This is a genomic window from Cohnella massiliensis (assembly GCF_900169535.1).
Classification (GTDB): domain Bacteria; phylum Bacillota; class Bacilli; order Paenibacillales; family Paenibacillaceae; genus Cohnella; species Cohnella algarum.
Genome location: NZ_LT821257.1, coordinates 25824 through 44938 on the forward strand (window position 1 = coordinate 25824; position 19115 = coordinate 44938).

Below are 19115 nucleotides of genomic sequence, written 5' to 3' on the forward strand. Positions count from 1 at the left end.
TTCTCCGCACATGTTGCTAACGAACAGCACCATAACAGAGTAGCAGGAGGATCTGTACAAAAACTGTACTAAACGACATGTCAGATCGGCCCGGTCCGACAAAAGACCAGTGGCTTAAGCATCAATTTTCGATAAAAATACGCCGGTATGGGGAAAACGTCTGCTTGATCGTCAGCGCGCGGCGGTGGGGTGAGATGAGCAAATTTAACCCAACTGGAAGCGGCTGTGCGCGGACGGCGGGCCTAAATGAGTCGCTACGACTCAACTGGGGCGACGGCGTGCGCGGCGGTGGGGTGAGATGAGTAAATTTAACCCAACCGGAAGCGGCTGTGCGCGGACGGCGGGCCTAAATGAGTCGCTACGACTCAACTGGGACGACGGCGTGCGCGGCGGTGGGGTGAGATGAGCAAATTTAACCCAACTGGAAGCGGTTGTACGCGGATGGCGGGCCTAAATGAGTCGCTACGACTCAACTGGGACGACGGCGTGCGCGGCGGTGGGGCGAGATGAGTAAATTTGACCCAACTGGAAACGGTTGTGCGCGGATGCGGGCCTAAATGAGTCGCTACGACTCAACTGGGGCGACGGCGTGCGCGGCGGTGGGGTGAGATGAGTAAATTTAACCCAACTGAAATCGGCTGTGCGCGGATGGCGGGCCTAAATGAGTCGCTACGACTCAACTGGGACGACGGCGTGCGCGGCGGTGGGGATGAGTAAATTTGACCCAACTGGAAGCGGTTGTACGCGGATGGCGGGCCTAAATGAGTCGCTACGACTCAACTGGGACGACGGCGTGCGCGGCGGTGGGGTGAGATGAGTAAATTTGACCCAACCGGAAGCGGCTGTGCGCGGATGGCGGGCCTAAATGAGTCGCCACGACTCAACTGGGACGACGGCGTGCGCGGCGGTGGGGTGAGATGAGTAAATTTGACCCAACTGGAATCGGCTTTAAGCCACGCGGAGAGGGCAAGAAAGCCCTCAACCGCTGCCGCGCGGACTCGAAGGCTTCGTTCGGCCTATATGCTCCAATGGTGCCACTCCTGCTGCCGCTGGTCGTAGCCGCCGAGCCAATCCGAAGTGGCGCGGATCAGCTCTTTTTTATGCTCGCCGCTCGAATAGGTGTGATCCGCCTGAAAAATGACGACTTTGTCGCAGCGTCCTTCTCCCCGAAGCCAAAACGTCTTTTCCAGCAAAAACGTATAATCGACCGGTATGACGTCGTCTCCCGTTCCGTGCACGAGCAGCACGTCCCCGGTGAATTTCTGCGTTTCCTGGAACGGCTGATGCTTCATCAGCGCGTCGAAAAAATCCGGCTTCAGCGTGTAGCCGAGATAGTCCGCCGAACCTCGGGTGACCGCTTCTTCGTATATTTTGCGTCCGACGATGCGCGTAATGTCGTTGAACGGATACCCGACCGCCGACCAGAGCACGAGCGATTTCACCCGCTTTTCCCTCACGGCGGTCAGCAGCGCGACCGCTCCGCCCAAGCTGTGACCGAGCAGCGTCACGCGCAAAGGATCGACGATATCGAGCGACAGACCGTAGTTCAGCACCGTGCGGGTTTGCTCGATCATCGAGTCGAGCCCATGCTCCCCGTAAACGCCGTCGCTCTCCCCGCAGCCCGCGAAATCGAACCGGATAACCAGATTCCCTTGCTCCGCGAACTGCCGGGCCGCCAGCACGAACAATCGGTCCACGCCGATCCGGCTTCCGACAAAACCGTGGTTGATAATAATCAGGGGAAGCTTCCGGCCCTCCCGCTTGGCATCCGGATTCGGATAATGGATCGTCGCGGCGAGGTTCAAGCGGTCGTGTCGTATCGTAAACGGTCTTTCCATGGTCGGATCTCCTTTATTCCACTAATTCCGATTAATATACTATGTATTAAAAATCTTACCATCATCGCTTTCCTCTGTCAAACGTACGCCGGAACATTCTACCCCAAACGGGGCATTCTAAACCGAGAAGTCATCCCGAGGGAGGTCGCTTTCATGGAAGCGTTCGTCGCTTGGCTTTCGCAGCATGCGGTTGCCGCCATGCTGGCCATCGGAGTCGTTTACGCGGTCGCCTACGTTTACTCCAAGCGCCGGGAATTGTTCCGAAAAAAATAAAGCAAGCCGCCCGCAAAAGTCCCGTCGGACCTTCAGGCGGCTTTTTCATGCTTTACTTGCCTCGGACCAACGCCTTCGCGGCGATATCCGTCCGGTTGAACTTGCCCTCGAACGAGATTTTGTCCGCGGCTTCGTACGCCTTGCCGCGCGCGTCGGCGATATCCTTGCCGAGCCCGACGACGCCGAGCACGCGGCCTCCCGCCGTGACAATGTTTCCGTCCCGCTCCGCCGTCCCCGCATGAAACACGAGCGCATCCCCCGCATCGTCCAGGCCATGAATCGGCAAGCCCTTCGGATAGGAGCCCGGATAGCCTCCGGAAGCCAGCACGACGCACACCGCGGCTTCGTCGCTCCAGGAAATATCGAGGTCATGCAGGCGTCCGTTGATCGAGGCGAGGAAAATATCGACCAGATCGGTGTTCAGCCGCGGCAGGACGACCTGGGTCTCCGGGTCGCCGAACCGGGCGTTGAATTCGATCGTTTTCGGCCCGTCCTTCGTGATCATCAGCCCGGCGAACAGCACGCCGCGGAACGGACGCCCTTCGGCCGCCATCGCGCGGGCCGTCGGCTTGACGATCGTCTCGATCGCCTCGTCGATGATCGCCTGCGGAATATGCGGCAGCGGCGAATCCGTGCCCATCCCGCCGGTGTTCGGGCCTTTGTCGCCGTCGAAGACCGGCTTGTGGTCTTGGGCGGCCGGCATCGGACGAACCGTTTCCCCGTCGACGAACGACAAAATCGACATCTCCTGGCCTTCGAGGTACTCCTCGATGACCACCTTGTCGCCGGCCGCGCCGAACGACTTGTCCACCATCGTTTCCCGCAGCGCCCGCTCGGCCTCTTCCGCCGTGAAGCAGACGGTAACGCCCTTGCCCGCCGCGAGGCCGTCCGCCTTGATGACGATCGGCGCCGGCTGGCTCCGGAGATAGGCAAGCGCCGGCTCGTATTCCGTGAACGTCTCGTATTTGGCCGTCGGAATGCCGTATTTGCGCAAAAGGTTTTTCATGAAAATTTTGCTGCCTTCGATTTCGGCGGCGTTTTTGCGCGGTCCGTATACGGGTACCTTCGCCGCTTCGAACGCGTCCACGATACCCGCGGCAAGCGGATCGTCCGGACCGACGACGACGAGATCGACCGCGTTGTCCAACGCGAATTGAACGAGACGGTCGAATTCAAGCTCCCCGATGTCGACGTTTTCGGCAAGACTGCCGATTCCGGCATTCCCCGGAGCGCAGAAAATGTGCTTGACCTTTTCGCTGCGCCGAAGCGCCCAGACGATGGCGTGTTCCCGTCCGCCGCGTCCGATGACAAGTATACGCATGTGTACAGGCTCCCCCTCAGATCTTGCTCAGTGCTTGAAATGACGCACGCCGGTCATGACCATGGCGATGTTGTGCGCGTTCGCGACCTTGATCGACTCCTCGTCCTTGATCGAGCCGCCCGGCTGAATGACGGCCGTAATGCCGGCTTTCGCCGCCAACTCCAGCGTATCGCCCATCGGGAAAAACGCATCCGAAGCGAGCACCGCTCCGCGGGCTTTCTCTCCGGCCTGCTCGATGGCGATTTTGGCCGCGCCGACGCGGTTCATCTGACCGGCGCCCACGCCGACCGTCATGCTGTCCGCCGCCAGCAAAATCGCGTTCGACTTGACATGCTTGACGACCTTCCAGCCGAACAGCAGCTGCTTCAGCTCTTCCGCGGTCGGAGCGCGGTCGGTGACGACTTTAAGATCCGCTTCCGTCAGGCTGTGCACGTCGCTCTGCTGCACGAGCATGCCGCCTTCGACGCTGCTGATCAGCCATTCGGGTCTCCGTTCGGACGCCGACGAGATTTCGCCGAGGCGCAGCAGGCGGATATTTTTTTTGCGCTGCAAAATTTCGAGCGCTTCCGGCGTAAAGTCGGGAGCGAGCACGATTTCGAGGAAAATTTCGCTCAGGCGTCCGGCCGTTTCCGCGCCGATCGTGCGGTTGGCCGCCACGATGCCCCCGAAAATCGAGGTCGGATCCGCTTCGTACGCCTTGCGGTACGCCTCGTCGATGTCGGCGCCGATGCCGACGCCGCAAGGATTCATATGCTTCACCGCCACGACGGCGGGCTCGTCGAATTCCTTGACGATCGCCAGCGCCGCGTTCGCGTCGTTGATGTTGTTATACGACAGCTCCTTGCCGTGCAGCTGCTCGGCCGTCGCGATGCTTCCCGCGGCGGAAATCGGCTTCTTGTAAAAAGCCGCTTGCTGGTGCGGGTTTTCCCCGTAGCGCAGCTCCTGGACTTTTTCGTAGGTGACCGTCAGGCGCTCCGGCAGCGGCTCGTCCAATACTTTGGCGAAGTAGTCGGAAATAAGGGCGTCGTAGGCCGCGGTGTGGCGGAATACTTTCGCCGCCAGCTTTTTGCGCGTGGCCAGCTCCGTATCGCCGCCCGCCCGCACTTCTTCGAGCACCTGCGCGTAATCGCCCGCATCGACGACGACGGTGACGAACGCATGGTTTTTCGCCGCGGAACGAAGCATCGTCGGACCGCCGATGTCGATGTTTTCGATCGCGTCCTCGTACGTCACGTCCGGTTTTTCGATGGTGGCCTGGAACGGATACAGGTTCACGATGACGAGATCGATGTAATCGAGCCCCAGCTTCTCCATCGTTTCGCGGTGCTCGGCGTTGTCGCGGATCGCGAGAAGCCCGCCGTGCACCGCGGGGTGCAGCGTCTTGACGCGGCCGTCCAGCACCTCGGGAAAGCCCGTCACGTCCGAGATGCCGATGACCGGCACGTTTTCTTTTTCCAGCAGCGTCTTCGTGCCGCCCGTCGAAATGATTTCCACGCCGAGCTGCGACAATTCGCGGCAAAACTTCACGATGCCCGTCTTGTCCGATACGCTGACCAGCGCTCTTCTGATCGCCATGATTTCACTCCTAATCTTTAGCTTCGCCGCTGCCGCGGCTTCGTTTCATTCCGCCGTCTGACCCCGCCGGGGGTCGCTTAAACGCAAAAGAGGGCGCTATGCACCGCCCGGGACGGGGATTCGCGAAATAACGGTCCGTTGCGGCCGTTATTCATCTTTTTGCTTCCGAACAAGACCTTCCTCAAGCCTGCCGGACGATCGATACCTTACGGCCGTCCAGCGTCACGCGGCCTTCCGCAATCCAGCGCACGACCCGGGGCAGAAGCTCGTGCTCGACCGCATGGATGCGTGCCGTCAACGTTTCCTCCGTGTCGTCGTCCGCCACCTCTACCGCCCGCTGCGCGATGATCGGCCCGGAATCCATGCCGCCGTCGACGTAATGCACGGTCGCGCCGGCCAGCTTCACCCCGTACTCGAGCGCCTGGCGCACCGCGCGAACGCCCGGAAAAGCGGGCAAAAGCGCGGGATGAATATTGATCATCCGCCCGTAATAGGGCTTGACCAGCACGTCCGTAATCAGCCGCATGTAGCCGGCCAGCACGATCAGGCCGACGTCTTCGCTGACGAGCCGTTCGACGATTTCCCGTTCGTACGCTTCGCGCGAAGCGTACTCCTTCGGCCGGAACAGCAGCGTCGGCACGCCGAGCGCCTCGGCCCGGCGGACGACGCCCGCTTCCGGCTTGTCGCAGACGAGCAGCGCGAGCTCGGCCGGGATGCCGCCGTCCGCGATCGCTTCGGCCAGCGCCTGAAAGTTGCTGCCGCCGCCCGAAGCGAATACGGCGATTCGCAGGGGAGAACTCGCCATTACAGCTCCGCGCCTCCGAACGTGACGACGCGGTTGCCGGCCGTCACCTTGCCGATGACGTAGGCGCTCTCGCCGCATTCGCCGGCCAGCTTGACGGCGGCCTCGGCCTGCTCGCCCGGCACGATGAGCACCATGCCGATGCCGTTGTTGAACGTCGTGAACATGTCCCGGTCGCTGATCGCGCCGTCGCGCTGCATCAGGCCGAAAATCGGCTGCACCGGCCAGGAGCCGCGCTCGATATCGACGTTCACGCCTTCCGGCAGCACGCGCGGAATGTTCTCGATAAAGCCGCCGCCCGTAATGTGCGCCATGCCTTTGATCTGCACGCTCTCCAGCAGGCGGAGAACGCTTTTCACGTAGATGCGGGTCGGCTCGATGAGCGTTTCCCCGAGCGTTTTGCCTTCCAGCTCCGGCAGCTTGTCGGAGAGGGAGTATCCCATCCGCTCAAGCAAAAGCTTGCGGACGAGCGAATACCCGTTCGAGTGGACGCCGCTCGAAGCGAGGCCGACGACCGCGTCCCCGGGCGCGATCTTCGAGCCGTCGATCGCCTTCGGCTTGTCGACGATGCCTACCGTAAACCCGGCGATGTCGTACTCGCCGTCCTGATACATGCCCGGCATCTCGGCCGTTTCGCCGCCGATCAGCGCGCAGCCCGCCTGCACGCAGCCTTCGGCCACGCCCTTGACGATCGCCTCGATTTTCTCGGGCACCAGCTTGCCGCAGGCGAGATAATCGAGGAAAAACAGCGGCTCCGCTCCCGTGACGACGACGTCGTTGACGCACATGGCGACCGCGTCGATGCCGATCGTGTCGTGCTTGTCCAGGTCGAACGCCAGCTTCAGCTTCGTGCCGACGCCGTCGGTTCCGGAGACGAGCACCGGCTCCTCGTATTTGTCCTTGTTCAGCCCGAACAGCCCGCCGAATCCGCCGAGCCCCGTCAGCACCTCCGGACGGAACGTCCGCTTGACGTGCTTTTTCATCCGTTCGACCGCTTCGTTGCCTGCCGCGATGTCGACGCCGGCCTGTTTGTACGCTTCAGACATGGGTTGGCCCCCTTTTCCTTTTGGCTCGTTTTCCTTTGCTCACGGAGAAAACCAAGCGCGAAAATTGTGCTCCGCGGCAAAATAACGGCCGGTTTGACCGCCAAGCGCCTTTACCCTGTTCGGGCGGCAGCTTAGCGGTCGTTTCTGGCCGCCATTCTCCCCGGTTGTCCGCTTCCACGGCTCATTCATGCGAATAGCGGCCGCTGCGTTTCGAACGCCCGCGAAAGAGCGCCGATCCGCCTGCTCCCCGTCGCTCCCCTTAATCGCAGCCGCAGGTCGCTTTCGCATGCTCGAATTTCACCTGGGTCGGATAATCGTTATCGAAGCAGCTCATGCACAGGCCGCGGTTTTTCTCGTTTTCGTGGCCGCCCACCGCCTCCATGAGTCCCTCTTTGCTCAGGAAGTAGAGCGAATCCGCGTTGATCGCCTTGCGGATTTCCTCCACCGACTTCGTGGAGGCGATCAGATCGCCGGGGTTCGGCGTATCGATCCCGTAGTAGCACGGGTTCATGAACGGCGGAGACGTGATCCGCACGTGCACTTCCGTCGCCCCGGCCTCCCGCAGCAGGTTGACGATCCGCAGCGACGTCGTGCCGCGCACGATCGAGTCGTCGATCATGACGACCCGCTTGCCCTCGACGACTTTGCGGACGGCTGACAGCTTCATCTTGACGCCGCGTTCCCGCAGCTCCTGCGAAGGCTGGATGAACGTGCGGCCCGTGTATTTGTTTTTGATCAGGCCGAGCTCGTACGGGATGCCCGTCTGCTCGGCGTAGCCGATGGCGGCGGAAATGCTGGAATCCGGCACGCCCGTGACGACGTCGGCGTCGACGAACGATTCGAGCGCGAGACGCTGCCCCATCCGTTTCCGCGCCGAGTGCAGGTTGATTTCGTTGATGTCGCTGTCCGGACGGGCGAAATAAATATATTCCATCGCGCAAACCGCCCGGCGCTCGAGCGGCGCGTACCGCTCCTCGCGAAGGCCGTCCTTGTCGAGGACGAGAATTTCGCCAGGCTGCACGTCGCGCACGAATTCGGCGCCGATCGTTTCCAGCGCGCACGTTTCCGACGCGAACGCGTAGCCGTCGCCCATCCGGCCCATGACGAGCGGCCGGAAGCCGTTCGGGTCGCAGGCCGCGATCAGGCAGTCCTTCGTCATGATCAGGAAGGCATAGCCTCCGATCAGCCGCGCGAACGCGTCCTTGACCGCCTCGACGAGGTCCTTCGGCGACCGCGCGATCAGGTGCGCGATAACCTCGGTGTCGCTCGTCGTCTGGAAAATCGAGCCCTGATCCTCCAGCTCGCGGCGGATGACCGGCTCGTTGACGAGGTTCCCGTTCGTGCAAACCGCGAGGTCCCCCCCGCGGTACTTGAAGACGAGCGGCTGCGCGTTTCCGAGCTGGCTCGAGCCCGACGTCGAGTAGCGAACGTGGCCGATCGCCCGGTTCCCCGCCAGCGAATCGAGCTTGTCGCGGTCGAACACTTCCTTGACGAGCCCCATGCCGCGATGGTAATGGAAGACGCCGTCTTCCGACGTGCAGATGCCGCAGCTCTCCTCGCCCCGATGCTGCAGGGCGTGGAGGCCGTAATAGGCGAGCGTGGCCGCATTCGGCAAATTGAACGCCCCGAATACGCCGCATTCCTCTTTGACTTTGTCGAAGATTTCCTCGTGAGCATGGCCTTCGTTGTAATAATCTCCGGTCCAAAACAAGGATTCGGCCGCATTCGCAGCGGCTTTCGGTCCGGATTTTACTGCATCCGGCATGGGATCGCTTCCTTCCATTCTTTGCGGAGTTCGTCCACGGACGCCTCGATCGCGACGCGGCCGTTAACGGCAATCGTCAAGCTGCCGCCGCCGACCGTGCCGAGCCGCTGCGCCGGAACGCCTTGCGAAGCGAGCCAGGCGGACAGTTCGTCCGCGCGCTCGGGTTTGACCGACAACAGGATGCGGGATTGGGATTCGCTGAACAGCGCGATGTCCGTCCGCAGGTTCGTCGTAAAATCGACGGTTGCGCCCAGCCCGCGGCCGAAGGAAGCTTCCGCCAGCGCGGCGGCCAGGCCGCCTTCCGACAAATCGTGCGCCGAAGCGACGAGCCCTTGCTGGATCGCGCCCAGAACGGCGCGGTGCAGCTTCTTCTCGGTTTCAAGGTCCAGCTCCGGCGGACGGCCTTCCGTCAAGCCCAGCACGGAGTACTGGAATTCGCTGCCGCCGAGCTCCGCCTTCGTCTCCCCTAGCAGGAAGATCGCGTCGCCTTCCGCTTTGAATTCCTGCGTCGTAATGTGGTCGATATCGTGAACCAGGCCGACCATGCCGACGACCGGCGTCGGATAAATGGCCCCTTTGGCATTTTCGTTGTACAGCGACACGTTGCCGCCGATAACCGGCGTTTCGAGATAACGGCAGGCTTCGGACATGCCGTCTACCGCTTTTTCCATTTGCCAGAACACTTCCGGCTTCTCCGGCGAACCGAAGTTCAGGTTGTCCGTAATCGCCAGCGGCTCGCCGCCGGAGCAGACGATGTTGCGCGCCGCTTCCGCGACCGCGATGCGACCGCCGACTTCGGGATCCAGATAAACGTAGCGGCCGTTGCAGTCCGTCGTCATCGCGAGCGCCTTGCGCGTGCCGCGAATCGTCACGACCGCGGCGTCCGATCCCGGCACGACCGCCGTCGACGTCCGGACCTGGTAATCGTACTGGCTGTAAACCCACTCTTTGCTTGCCAGGGACGGCGAGCCGAGCACTTTTTTCAACGCGTCCTTCAGGTCGGCGACCTGCTCGTAGCGGGTCGTATCGACGGAGCCGTTTTTCAAATAATAATCCGGCACCTTTGAAGGCTTGTTATACACCGGGCAGTCGTCGACGAGCGCCTTGACCGGCATGTCGGCCACCTGCTCGCCCTTGTGGAACAGCCGCAAGCGGCCGTCGTCGGTCACTTTGCCGACTTTGGCGCAGTGCAGGCCCCACCGCTCGAAAATCGCCTTCGCCTGCGCCTCGTGCTGCGGCTCGGTGACGAACAGCATCCGCTCCTGCGACTCGGACAGCATCATTTCGTACGCCGTCATGCCTTCCTCGCGCTGCGGCACCTCGTCGAGGTACAGCTCCATGCCGTTGCCGGCTTTGCTGGCCATCTCGGCGCTGGAGCACGTCAGGCCCGCCGCGCCCATGTCCTGAATGCCGAGCACGATGCCGGATTCGATGAGCTCGAGCGTCGCTTCCATGACGAGCTTTTCCATGAACGGATCGCCGACCTGCACCGCCGAGCGCTTCGCTTCGGATTCCGCGGTCAAATCCTCGGACGCGAACGTCGCGCCGTGGATGCCGTCGCGTCCGGTTGCCGGGCCGACGTAGAACACCGGGTTGCCGACGCCTTTGGCGACGCCGCGCTGGATGCGGTCGTGGTCGATCAGGCCGACGCACATCGCGTTGACGAGCGGGTTGCCTTCGTACGATTCGTCGAACATGACCTCGCCTGCGACCGTCGGGATGCCGATGCAGTTGCCGTAGCCGGCGATGCCGCTGACGACGTGCTCGAACAGGTAACGCACGCGGTCGTTCTCCAGCCGGCCGAACCGCAAGGAGTTGAGCAGCGCGATCGGCCGCGACCCCATCGAGAAAATGTCGCGAATGATGCCGCCGACGCCGGTAGCCGCGCCCTGATACGGCTCGACCGCCGACGGGTGGTTGTGCGACTCGATCTTGAACACGACGGCCTGGTTGTCGCCGATGTCGACGATGCCGGCGCCTTCGCCCGGCCCCATCAGCACGCGCGGCCCGGTCGTCGGGAAACGCTTGAGCAGCGGCTTGGAGTTTTTGTACGCGCAATGCTCGGACCACATGACGCTGAACACGCCGATTTCGGTATAGTTCGGCTTGCGTCCGAGAAAGCCGCAGATGAGCTCGTATTCGGATTCGGAAACGCCGAACTGCTTGTAAATTTTCTGTTCGGCGATCTGTTCGATCGTCGGTTCTTTAGCGGACACTTGCTGCGCCATTGCGTTCCCTCCAAGCGTTTAGTACTGACGTAAACATCCTCGCGCCGCCCGTGGATCCGAGCAATTCGGAAACCGCGCGCTCCGGGTGGGGCATCATGCCGACGACGTTCCCCGCCTCGTTGCAAATGCCCGCGATGTTGTCGACGGAGCCGTTCGGATTTTCGCCCGTATAGCGGAACACGATCTGGTTGTTCGCTTTAAGCCGCGCAAGCGTCTCGTCGCTGCAGTAGTAGTTGCCCTCGCCGTGCGCGATCGGAATGGACACGACTTCGCCTTCCGCGTAATCCTTCGTGAACGCCGTGCGCGCGTTTTCGACGCGGAGGTCGACCGGGTGGCACCGGAATTTGAGCGTGTTGTTGCGGATGAGAGCGCCGGGCAGCAGGCCGGCCTCGGTCAAAATTTGAAACCCGTTGCAGACGCCGAGAATAAATTTCCCTTCCTCCGCCGCCTTGCGCACCTCGTTCATCACCGGCGCGAACCGGGCGATGGCGCCGCAGCGAAGGTAGTCCCCGTAGGAGAAGCCTCCCGGCACGAGAATGGCGTCGTATTTCGACAGGTCGGATGCCGTATGCCACACGTAGTCGACCGGCTGGCCGACCGTATCCTCGACGGCTTTCAGCATGTCGATATCGCAGTTGGAACCGGGAAACACGAGTACCGCGAAATTCATGAGCGCCTCAGTCCTCCAATTCAAAGCGGTAGTCTTCGATTACGGTGTTCGCCAGCAGTTTTTCGCACATCGCCTTGACGCGTTCTTCCGCTTGCGCGCGATCGGACGTATTCAACTGAAGTTCCATATACTTGCCGATGCGGACTTTGCCGACTTCGTCGAAGCCCATCGTGTGCAGGGCGTCTTGCACGGCGTTGCCCTGGGGATCAAGGACGTTCGCTTTGATGGTTACATATACCATTGCTTTCATGAATGAGGTTCTCCTCCTAAAGTGGGGATGGATTGGGGAAAATAAAGACCCGACATTGGCGGTACGTTGGCGTTAGGCTTGGGTCAAGCGGCGATAAATGTCCCGGTAGCGCTCGGTCGTCGCCTTGACCACTTCATCCGGCAGGCGCGGCGGAGGGCTGTTTTTGTCCCAATCGGACCCGGCCAGGTAGGAACGGACCGGCTCCTTGTCCATGCTGTCGATCTCGACGTCCAGCGCGTACTTTTCCTCGGCCCAGAACCGCGAGGAGTCCGGCGTGAACAGCTCGTCGATGAGGATGACCTCTCCGCCGACGAGTCCGAATTCGAATTTGCAATCGGCCAAAATGATGCCGCGCTCCGCGCAGAAGTCGCGGCCGAACTCGTAGAGCTTCAGGCTGCGGTCGCGAAGGTTTTCCGCGAGCTCCCTGCCGACCCGGCGGGCCATTTCGTCGAACGGAATGTCCTCGTCGTGGCCGACGTCGTTTTTGCCCGCGGGCGTGAAAATCGGCCGCTCCAGCTTTCCGTTTTTGCGCAGGCCTTCGGGAAGCTTGATCCCGTTCACTTCGCCGGTCGCCTGATACTGTCTCCAGCCGCCTCCGGTAATGTATCCGCGCACGACGCACTCGATATCGATGCGCTGCGCCTTGCGGGACACCATGATGCGGCCTTTCAGCTTGTCCGGGTCGCTCACGAGACCGCCCAGCTTCGCAACGTCGGTATGCACGATATGGTTCGGCTGGATTTGCGCGGCGAGCGCGAACCAGTGGGCGCTCAGCTCGTTGAGCACCCGGCCTTTATCCGGAACGGGCGGGTCGAGCACGTAATCGAACGCGGAAATGCGGTCCGTGACGACGATGAGCAGGTGCTCGCCCAAATCGTAAAGCTCCCGCACCTTGCCTTTGTGAATGAGCGGGGCGTTCACGAGCCCGGCGGCGGTTGACAACGCTTCTGTCGACATGACAGCCTCCTTCTATCCCCTTGCGTGTCGGGGGAATCTGCCCGGCGGCGGGCGGTTCCGGACGAAAACGGGCATGAGGTTCGAGCCCCTTCCGAATCGAAGAAAAATCCGGTCGCGGCTCGAGTGATCCTTGTCCGACCGGCACGCGCGGCGCCCGGCTCGGGCGCCCATCACTCCGACCCGCCATCCGGGCGTACAAAGTGCGTTCGGTTCCGGTTTAACGGTCCGAAAGCGCCGCTATTTAACGAAAAACCGATATAAAATCCATTTAACGGCCTGGTGGAACCGTTATTCTTATAATATAGGATGATTTCAAGCCGAATCTTCGAATTAACGGCCTTTCCGGACCGTTATTTGCTCGTTTGGCGGCATCTTCCGGAGATTAACGGTCGGAACCGGCCGTTATTTTCCCGCTGCCCCCTCTCGGCGCTGGTCCGAAGCATCGCTCACGGTTCCCGCAACCGGACCGTTCATTTCGTCCGGCAAGGAGCGCGCTTAATTCAACCCGAGCCGCTCGAAAATCGTGTCGACGTGCTTCAGGTGCCAGCTCGGATCGAAGCAGTCATCCAGCTCGTCCGCCGACAGCACGTTCGCGATTTCCGGCGTGGAGGCGACGATTTCGCGGAAATCGCGCTGCTCCTCCCAAGCCTGCATCGCGCGCGGCTGCACGGTGTCGTACGCCTGCTCGCGGCTGAAGCCCTTGTCGATCAGCTTCGTCATGACGCGTCCGGAGAACGGCACGTTGTACGTGCTTCGCATGTTGCGCTTCATATTTTCCGGGAACACCGTCAAATTTTTCACGATGTTGCCGAATCGGTTCAGCATATAGTTAAGCAGCATCGTCGCATCGGGCAAAATGATCCGCTCGACGGACGAGTGCGAAATGTCGCGTTCATGCCACAGCGGCACGTTTTCGTAGGCGGAAACCATATGCCCGCGGATCACGCGCGCCAGGCCGCTCATGTTTTCGCAGCCGATCGGGTTGCGCTTGTGCGGCATCGCGGACGAGCCCTTTTGGCCCTTCGCGAACGGCTCCTCGACTTCGCGGAACTCGCTCTTTTGCAGGCCGCGGATTTCGGTCGCGAACTTGTCGATGGAGGTGGCGATCAGCGCCAGCGTCGCCATATATTCGGCATGGCGGTCGCGCTGCAGCGTTTGCGTCGAGATCGGCGCCGGCGTGATGCCGAGCTTCTCGCACACGAACTTTTCCACGAACGGGTCGATGTTGGCGTAGGTGCCGACGGCGCCGGACATTTTGCCGAATTGAACGCCGTCCGCCGCCTTGCGGAACCGCTCCAGGTTGCGCTTCATTTCTTCGTGCCACAGCGCCAGCTTCAGTCCGAACGTCGTCGGCTCCGCATGAACGCCGTGGGTGCGCCCCATCATCGGAGTGTGCTTGTAGGCGATCGCCTGTCCGCGCAAAATATCGATGAACGCTTCCAGATCCCGTTCCAAAATCGCGTTCGCCTGCTTGAGCAGGTAGCCGAGCGCGGTATCGACGACGTCCGTGGACGTCAGGCCGTAGTGGACCCATTTGCGCTCGGGCCCGAGGCTTTCGGAGACGGCGCGGGTGAAGGCGATGACGTCATGCCGCGTTTCCAGCTCGATTTCGTAAATGCGGTCGATGTCGAACTTGGCGTTCTGCCGCAGTTTGACGGTGTCTTCCTTCGGAATGTGCCCCAGCTCCGCCCAAGCCTCGCAGGCGGCAAGCTCAACTTCGAGCCAAGCCCGGAATTTGTTCTCTTCGGTCCATATGGCCCGCATTTCCGGGCGGCTGTAACGATCGATCATGTTGGTTCAGACCCTCCATATCTTCGATTGGGCGATCCACGCAAGCGCGGCGTCGACATTCGGCGCAAGCACGTTGACATGTCCCATTTTTCGCTTCGGTTTCGCTTCGGCTTTGCCGTACAGATGCACCTTCGGCTCGACGCCGAGGCGTTCCGCCTCCGAATCCCGCTCCCGCATCCAGGCCAGCAGCGGCTCGACGTGCTCGCCGAGAATGTTCGCCATGACGACGGGCGTGAGCAGCGCGGAATCGCCCAGCGGCAAATCGCAAATCGCGCGGACGTGCTGTTCGAACTGGGACGTGCGGCAGGCCTCCATCGTATAATGGCCGGAGTTGTGCGGACGCGGCGCCAGCTCGTTCACGTAAATCTCGCCGTCCTTCGCCACGAACATCTCGACCGCGATCAGGCCGACGGCGCCGAGCGTCTCGGCGATCGACACCGCCATCCGCTCGGCTTCGCGCCGCACGTTTTCCCCGATGCGGGCGGGCACGATCGACAGATGCAAAATGTTGTCAACGTGCACGTTCTCCGCCGGCGGAAACGTCCGCACCTCGCCGAAAGGACTGCGCGCGGCGATCACCGATATTTCCATGGCGAAGTCGATGAACTTCTCCAGCACGAGCTCCGTGCCGGCGCGCTCGGCTTCCGGCCAGGCCGCTTCCAAGTCTGCCTCGCTTCGCAGCACCCACTGGCCTTTGCCGTCGTAGCCGCCGGTCGCCGTCTTCAGCACCGCCGGCAGGCCGAGCCTGGCCGACGCCGCTTTCAGCTCCGCCAGCGAGGCGACCTCCGCGTAAGGCGCAACCCGCGCGCCCGCCGCTTCGACGGCGCGCTTCTCGCGCAGCCGATGCTGCGTCGTGTGCAGCAGCGCGCTGCCCTGGGGCACGTACGATTCCGCCTCCAGCATCGCGGCTACGCCCGCGTCGACGTTCTCAAACTCGTACGTGATGACGTCCGCGCGGCGCGCCAGCTCCCGCGCCGCTTCTCGGTCGGCGTAGCCGGCGACGATCTGCTCCGCCGTCTGGCCGCAGGGCGCGTCCGGCGTCGGATCGAGCGCGACGAACCGGTAGCCCATCCGGCTGCCGGCATGCGCCAGCATCCGGCCGAGCTGTCCGCCGCCGAGCACGCCGATCGTCGCCCCCGGCAAAATCGTCCGGCGCCGCCCGGCCGCGCCCTCGCGGGACTCGCCCGACGACGCTTTAGCGGTTCCCGGCTGAATGTTCGGTTCGCTCACGGCAGCTCACCTTCCAGCACTTCCCGCGTAATCCGCTCCCGCCGGGCCTCGACGCGGCGCTGCGTTTCGGGATCGAAGGCGCCTATCATCTGCGCGGCGAGCAGCCCCGCGTTCGTCGCCCCGGCCGCGCCAATCGCTACCGTCGCCACCGGGATGCCGCCGGGCATCTGAACGATCGACAACAACGAATCGAGCCCGTTCAAGGCTTGCGACTTGACGGGCACGCCAATGACGGGCAGGACGGTTTTGGACGCGACCATCCCCGGCAAATGTGCGGCTCCGCCCGCGCCCGCGATAATGACCTTCAACCCTCGGGACGCGGCCGATTCCGCGTATTCGAACATTAAATCCGGCGTCCGATGCGCCGAGACGACTTTTTTCTCGTATGCCACGTTCAGCTCATCGAGCACGTCGCACGCTTTTTTCATCGTTTCCCAGTCCGACGTGCTTCCCATGATGACTCCGACGAGTGCCCCCATGCTTCCACCCTTCCCCCAGGATCGCCTATTTTCGTTCCTAAACATACAAAAAGGGCGACGGGTATATGTTGTAAGCATTCCCCGTCCAGCCCATCTTCTCTCGTGAAAACCCGTCTTTCCGACCGCGTCCCGACGGACGCTTATAAGGCGCAATGCCGCTGTCGAACTTTGTCGCAATTCGATAAGCGGCATCCGCCTGCGTCCGCGGGCTCGTAGTCCGAAAATTTAAGGTTTTCGGGTAGAGACGATCGGGCCATATCCCCGATGATATACGAGCAATTCGGTTATTTTCCGGATTTAAGTGTACTTCAACCTCCCCTGATTGTCAAACGAAAGACGAACGCTTATGTTACATCAAAATACGAATGTTCGGATTTTAAAAAGCTGGGAATATGCGGATTTTTCCTTTGGCCTGCTCGAAATTTCGATATAAATGTCGCCTCCGTCCAGACTTGACGGGTGAGATGAGTCACGGCGACTCAGCCGGAATAGTATCGTGCACGCAGAGGCACCAAGATGAGTCCTTTTACTCAACTGCGTGCGGCTGCATCCGTTTGGGGGCTCGAGATGAGTCGCCACGACTCAACTGGAGCAATATCGTACGCGCGGAGACGGCGAGATGAGTCATTTGGACTCAACTGCGTACGGCTGCATGCGTTTGGGGGCTCGAGATGAGTCGCCACGACTCAACTGGAGCAATATCGTGCGCGCGGAGGCGGCGAGATGAGTCATTTGGACTCAACTGCGTGCGGCTGCATGCGTTTGGGGGCTCGAGATGAGTCGCCACGACTCAACTGGAGCAATATCGTACGCGCGGAGACGGCGAGATGAGTCATTTGGACTCAACTGCGTGCGGCTGCATGCGTTTGGGGGCTCGAGATGAGTCGCCACGACTCAACTGGAGCAATATCGTGCGCGCCGGAGACGGCCCCCCGGTCGGAAAAAAGCGAGGGCGCTCCCCGGATGCGCGAAGCATCCGGGAACACGCCCTCGCCGAATCCCGAATTACTTGCTCCACAGCTCGACGCGTTCTTCGATCAGCTGCGTCTTCAGCTCCTCGGCTTCCTGAACGCCCGCGTCTTCCAGCTGCTTCACGTAATCGTCCCACACCTTGTCGAAATCCTCCGGCTTGGCCAGCACGGCCTGCGGGATCATTTTCCAGGTGATCGTCTTCAATCGTTCGTCGAGCACGGTCAAGTCGTTGTCGCTCGGAATCGTGATGTTCCACGCCGCGCCGTACGCTCTCTCCTCGAACTCGTCTTCCTTCGGGAACAGATCCTTCCACATCGTGGCCCCGTACGCGGCGAGCGTTTCTTTCTCCGCTTCGTTGTAGTCGGCCAGGATTTGTTCCGGGAATTTAAGCGTATAGTAGTTGCCGCTCGGATCCTTGACGCCGTCGCCGTAACGTCCGCTAAGCAGCGTGTAATTGCCGATGCCCGTTTCCTTCTGGAAGTTGGCGGCGTCGTTGACGCGGCGGTCGTTGACTTCCGGCAGCATCGTGCGCTTGCCGCTTTCGTCCACGGCGTAGTGCGTGCCTTCGATGCCCCAGTTCAGCAGCACTTGCCCTTCGTCGGACGCCAAATAGTCCAGGAACTTGATCGTGCGCTCCGGATCCGGGTTCGTCGCGGAAATCGCGATGCCGTTGCCGGCCATGAAGCCCGTCGGCCAGAACGACGTCTCCTTGAACTCCTCGCTGAGCGTGACCGGGTAATGTCCGTACGTATAATCGAATTTGCCCTCGGCTTTCAGCGCCTTCTCGCCGTCCGCGTAGGACCATTCCTGGTCGATCAGGCCGAGCACGCGGCCGGATGCGATTTTCGCCTTGTATTGGTCGTACTTTTGAACGAAGCTGTCGGGATCGAGCAGCCCTTCCGCGTTCATATGGTTGAGCCAGCGGAAATATTCCTTCTCCTCCGGGCGAAGATAGTGATAGGTCGCTTCGTACGTTTCCTTGTCGATGAAGTATTCCCCGTCGTCGGGGGCGCCGGTGGCGAAGAAGGCCGGATTCGTGACGGAAATGTACATGTACCAGTCGTCGGCGTTCAGCGACAGGCCGATGTTTTTGTTGCCGTTTTCATCGGTCGGGTGTTTGGCGAGGTATTGCTTGAGCGCGTTTTCAAAATCTTCGACCGTGCGGATTTCCGGATAGCCCAGCTCCTTGACGACCCGGTGCTGCAGGCCGAACCCGCCCGTCGCGTCGAACGCCGTGTTGCCTACGCCGTCATAGGTCGGAATGACGTAAATGGACGGATCGTCGTTGCTGTAGCGAAGCCGGTTGATCTGATCCCCGAACAGCTTCTTCAGGTTCGGCGCGTGCTCCTCGATCAAATCCGTCAGATCGATGACGGCTCCGGCGTCGACGAATTTGCTGATGCTCGTCTTGGCGCTGATAATGTCCGGATATTTGCCGCTGGTGGCGATGAGCGCGGATTTCTGCACCGCGTCGCCGACCGCGAATTCCGCCTCCAGGGTAACGCCGGTCTTCTCGGTGATGACTTTGCCGATTTCATCCTGCATGTTCGCCCAGTTCGGATTCGGATCCTCGCTGTAAAAGCTGAACGTAATCGGTTTCAATTCGCCGGAGGCGGATGCCGTTCCCGCGGCGTTCGAATTGCTCGCGTTATCGGCGCCGTTGCCCGCGCAGCCCGCGAGCAGGCCGACGCCCAGCGTCGCGGCCAGCGCGAGAGCCGGCCATTTTTTCTTGATTGCCATTTGTAACCCTCCTGTTTGTCTTCTCTATTGTATAACAGGTTGCCCTGTTCATACCGAATGTTTTTGGGGCGTGAAGCCGTTTCCGAAAAGCTCGGGCCTTGCGACTGCCGGCCGGCCGACCGCCGTCATGCGGCGCGGGCCGTCATCCAGCGCAGCCGGTCATCCAGCACGACCCGTC

General features: G+C 61.4%; 14 protein-coding genes and 1 riboswitch. All 14 genes read right to left on the bottom strand.

What is annotated here, in order from left to right; translation table 11 throughout:
• Window positions 1-1016: 1016 nt before the first annotated feature.
• Window positions 1017-1838: an alpha/beta hydrolase gene (locus B7E11_RS06680; protein WP_080832846.1), complete on the bottom strand. Its 822-nt coding sequence runs from the start codon at window positions 1836-1838 to the stop codon at window positions 1017-1019.
• A 325-nt stretch (window positions 1839-2163) separates the two neighbouring features.
• Entirely contained in the window at window positions 2164-3432 is a 1269-nt protein-coding gene (gene purD, locus B7E11_RS06685; RefSeq protein WP_080832847.1) for a phosphoribosylamine--glycine ligase, read from the bottom strand.
• 27 nt (window positions 3433-3459) lie between these two features.
• Window positions 3460-5007: a bifunctional phosphoribosylaminoimidazolecarboxamide formyltransferase/IMP cyclohydrolase gene (gene purH, locus B7E11_RS06690; RefSeq protein WP_080832848.1), complete on the bottom strand. Its 1548-nt coding sequence runs from the start codon at window positions 5005-5007 to the stop codon at window positions 3460-3462.
• Window positions 5008-5188: 181 nt separating this feature from the next.
• Entirely contained in the window at window positions 5189-5812 is a 624-nt protein-coding gene (purN, locus tag B7E11_RS06695) for a phosphoribosylglycinamide formyltransferase (protein ID WP_080832849.1), read from the bottom strand.
• On the bottom strand, window positions 5812-6855 hold the full coding sequence (gene purM, locus B7E11_RS06700; protein WP_080832850.1) for a phosphoribosylformylglycinamidine cyclo-ligase: 1044 nt from the start codon (window positions 6853-6855) through the stop codon (window positions 5812-5814). Before purM ends, purN begins: the two co-directional genes overlap by 1 nt.
• Before the next feature lie 259 nt (window positions 6856-7114).
• Complete coding sequence (gene purF / locus B7E11_RS06705; protein ID WP_080832851.1) at window positions 7115-8620, bottom strand: amidophosphoribosyltransferase; 1506 nt, start codon at window positions 8618-8620, stop codon at window positions 7115-7117.
• Window positions 8605-10848, bottom strand: a complete 2244-nt coding sequence (gene purL / locus B7E11_RS06710) for a phosphoribosylformylglycinamidine synthase subunit PurL (protein ID WP_080832852.1) — start codon at window positions 10846-10848, stop codon at window positions 8605-8607. The genes purF and purL overlap by 16 nt, the downstream gene beginning before the upstream one ends.
• On the bottom strand, window positions 10826-11518 hold the full coding sequence (gene purQ / locus B7E11_RS06715) for a phosphoribosylformylglycinamidine synthase subunit PurQ (protein WP_080832853.1): 693 nt from the start codon (window positions 11516-11518) through the stop codon (window positions 10826-10828). The genes purL and purQ overlap by 23 nt, the downstream gene beginning before the upstream one ends.
• Window positions 11519-11525: 7 nt before the next feature.
• Window positions 11526-11768: a phosphoribosylformylglycinamidine synthase subunit PurS gene (gene purS / locus B7E11_RS06720; RefSeq protein WP_080832854.1), complete on the bottom strand. Its 243-nt coding sequence runs from the start codon at window positions 11766-11768 to the stop codon at window positions 11526-11528.
• Between the two features lie 72 nt (window positions 11769-11840).
• Window positions 11841-12725: a phosphoribosylaminoimidazolesuccinocarboxamide synthase gene (locus B7E11_RS06725; protein WP_080832855.1), complete on the bottom strand. Its 885-nt coding sequence runs from the start codon at window positions 12723-12725 to the stop codon at window positions 11841-11843.
• Between the two features lie 495 nt (window positions 12726-13220).
• Entirely contained in the window at window positions 13221-14516 is a 1296-nt protein-coding gene (gene purB, locus B7E11_RS06730) for an adenylosuccinate lyase (protein WP_080832856.1), read from the bottom strand.
• A gap of 6 nt (window positions 14517-14522) precedes the next feature.
• Window positions 14523-15746, bottom strand: a complete 1224-nt coding sequence (gene purK / locus B7E11_RS06735) for a 5-(carboxyamino)imidazole ribonucleotide synthase (RefSeq protein ID WP_425430056.1) — start codon at window positions 15744-15746, stop codon at window positions 14523-14525.
• Window positions 15743-16225 carry a 5-(carboxyamino)imidazole ribonucleotide mutase gene (gene purE, locus B7E11_RS06740; protein WP_080832857.1) on the bottom strand — a complete coding sequence of 161 codons (483 nt, stop codon included), beginning with the start codon at window positions 16223-16225 and terminating at the stop codon, window positions 15743-15745. Before purE ends, purK begins: the two co-directional genes overlap by 4 nt.
• A gap of 193 nt (window positions 16226-16418) precedes the next feature.
• A riboswitch (purine riboswitch) is annotated at window positions 16419-16520 on the bottom strand.
• 710 nt (window positions 16521-17230) lie between these two features.
• Window positions 17231-18937: an ABC transporter substrate-binding protein gene (locus tag B7E11_RS06745; RefSeq protein WP_080832858.1), complete on the bottom strand. Its 1707-nt coding sequence runs from the start codon at window positions 18935-18937 to the stop codon at window positions 17231-17233.
• Window positions 18938-19115: the final 178 nt, after the last annotated feature.

Coding starts and splice junctions, on each gene's coding strand:
- B7E11_RS06680 (WP_080832846.1), bottom strand. CDS start 1,838: ATGGAAAGACCGTTTACGATACGACACGACCGCTTGAACCTCGCCGCG.
- purD (WP_080832847.1), bottom strand. CDS start 3,432: ATGCGTATACTTGTCATCGGACGCGGCGGACGGGAACACGCCATCGTC.
- purH (WP_080832848.1), bottom strand. CDS start 5,007: ATGGCGATCAGAAGAGCGCTGGTCAGCGTATCGGACAAGACGGGCATC.
- purN (WP_080832849.1), bottom strand. CDS start 5,812: ATGGCGAGTTCTCCCCTGCGAATCGCCGTATTCGCTTCGGGCGGCGGC.
- purM (WP_080832850.1), bottom strand. CDS start 6,855: ATGTCTGAAGCGTACAAACAGGCCGGCGTCGACATCGCGGCAGGCAAC.
- purF (WP_080832851.1), bottom strand. CDS start 8,620: ATGCCGGATGCAGTAAAATCCGGACCGAAAGCCGCTGCGAATGCGGCC.
- purL (WP_080832852.1), bottom strand. CDS start 10,848: ATGGCGCAGCAAGTGTCCGCTAAAGAACCGACGATCGAACAGATCGCC.
- purQ (WP_080832853.1), bottom strand. CDS start 11,518: ATGAATTTCGCGGTACTCGTGTTTCCCGGTTCCAACTGCGATATCGAC.
- purS (WP_080832854.1), bottom strand. CDS start 11,768: ATGAAAGCAATGGTATATGTAACCATCAAAGCGAACGTCCTTGATCCC.
- B7E11_RS06725 (WP_080832855.1), bottom strand. CDS start 12,725: ATGTCGACAGAAGCGTTGTCAACCGCCGCCGGGCTCGTGAACGCCCCG.
- purB (WP_080832856.1), bottom strand. CDS start 14,516: ATGATCGATCGTTACAGCCGCCCGGAAATGCGGGCCATATGGACCGAA.
- purE (WP_080832857.1), bottom strand. CDS start 16,225: ATGGGGGCACTCGTCGGAGTCATCATGGGAAGCACGTCGGACTGGGAA.
- B7E11_RS06745 (WP_080832858.1), bottom strand. CDS start 18,937: ATGGCAATCAAGAAAAAATGGCCGGCTCTCGCGCTGGCCGCGACGCTG.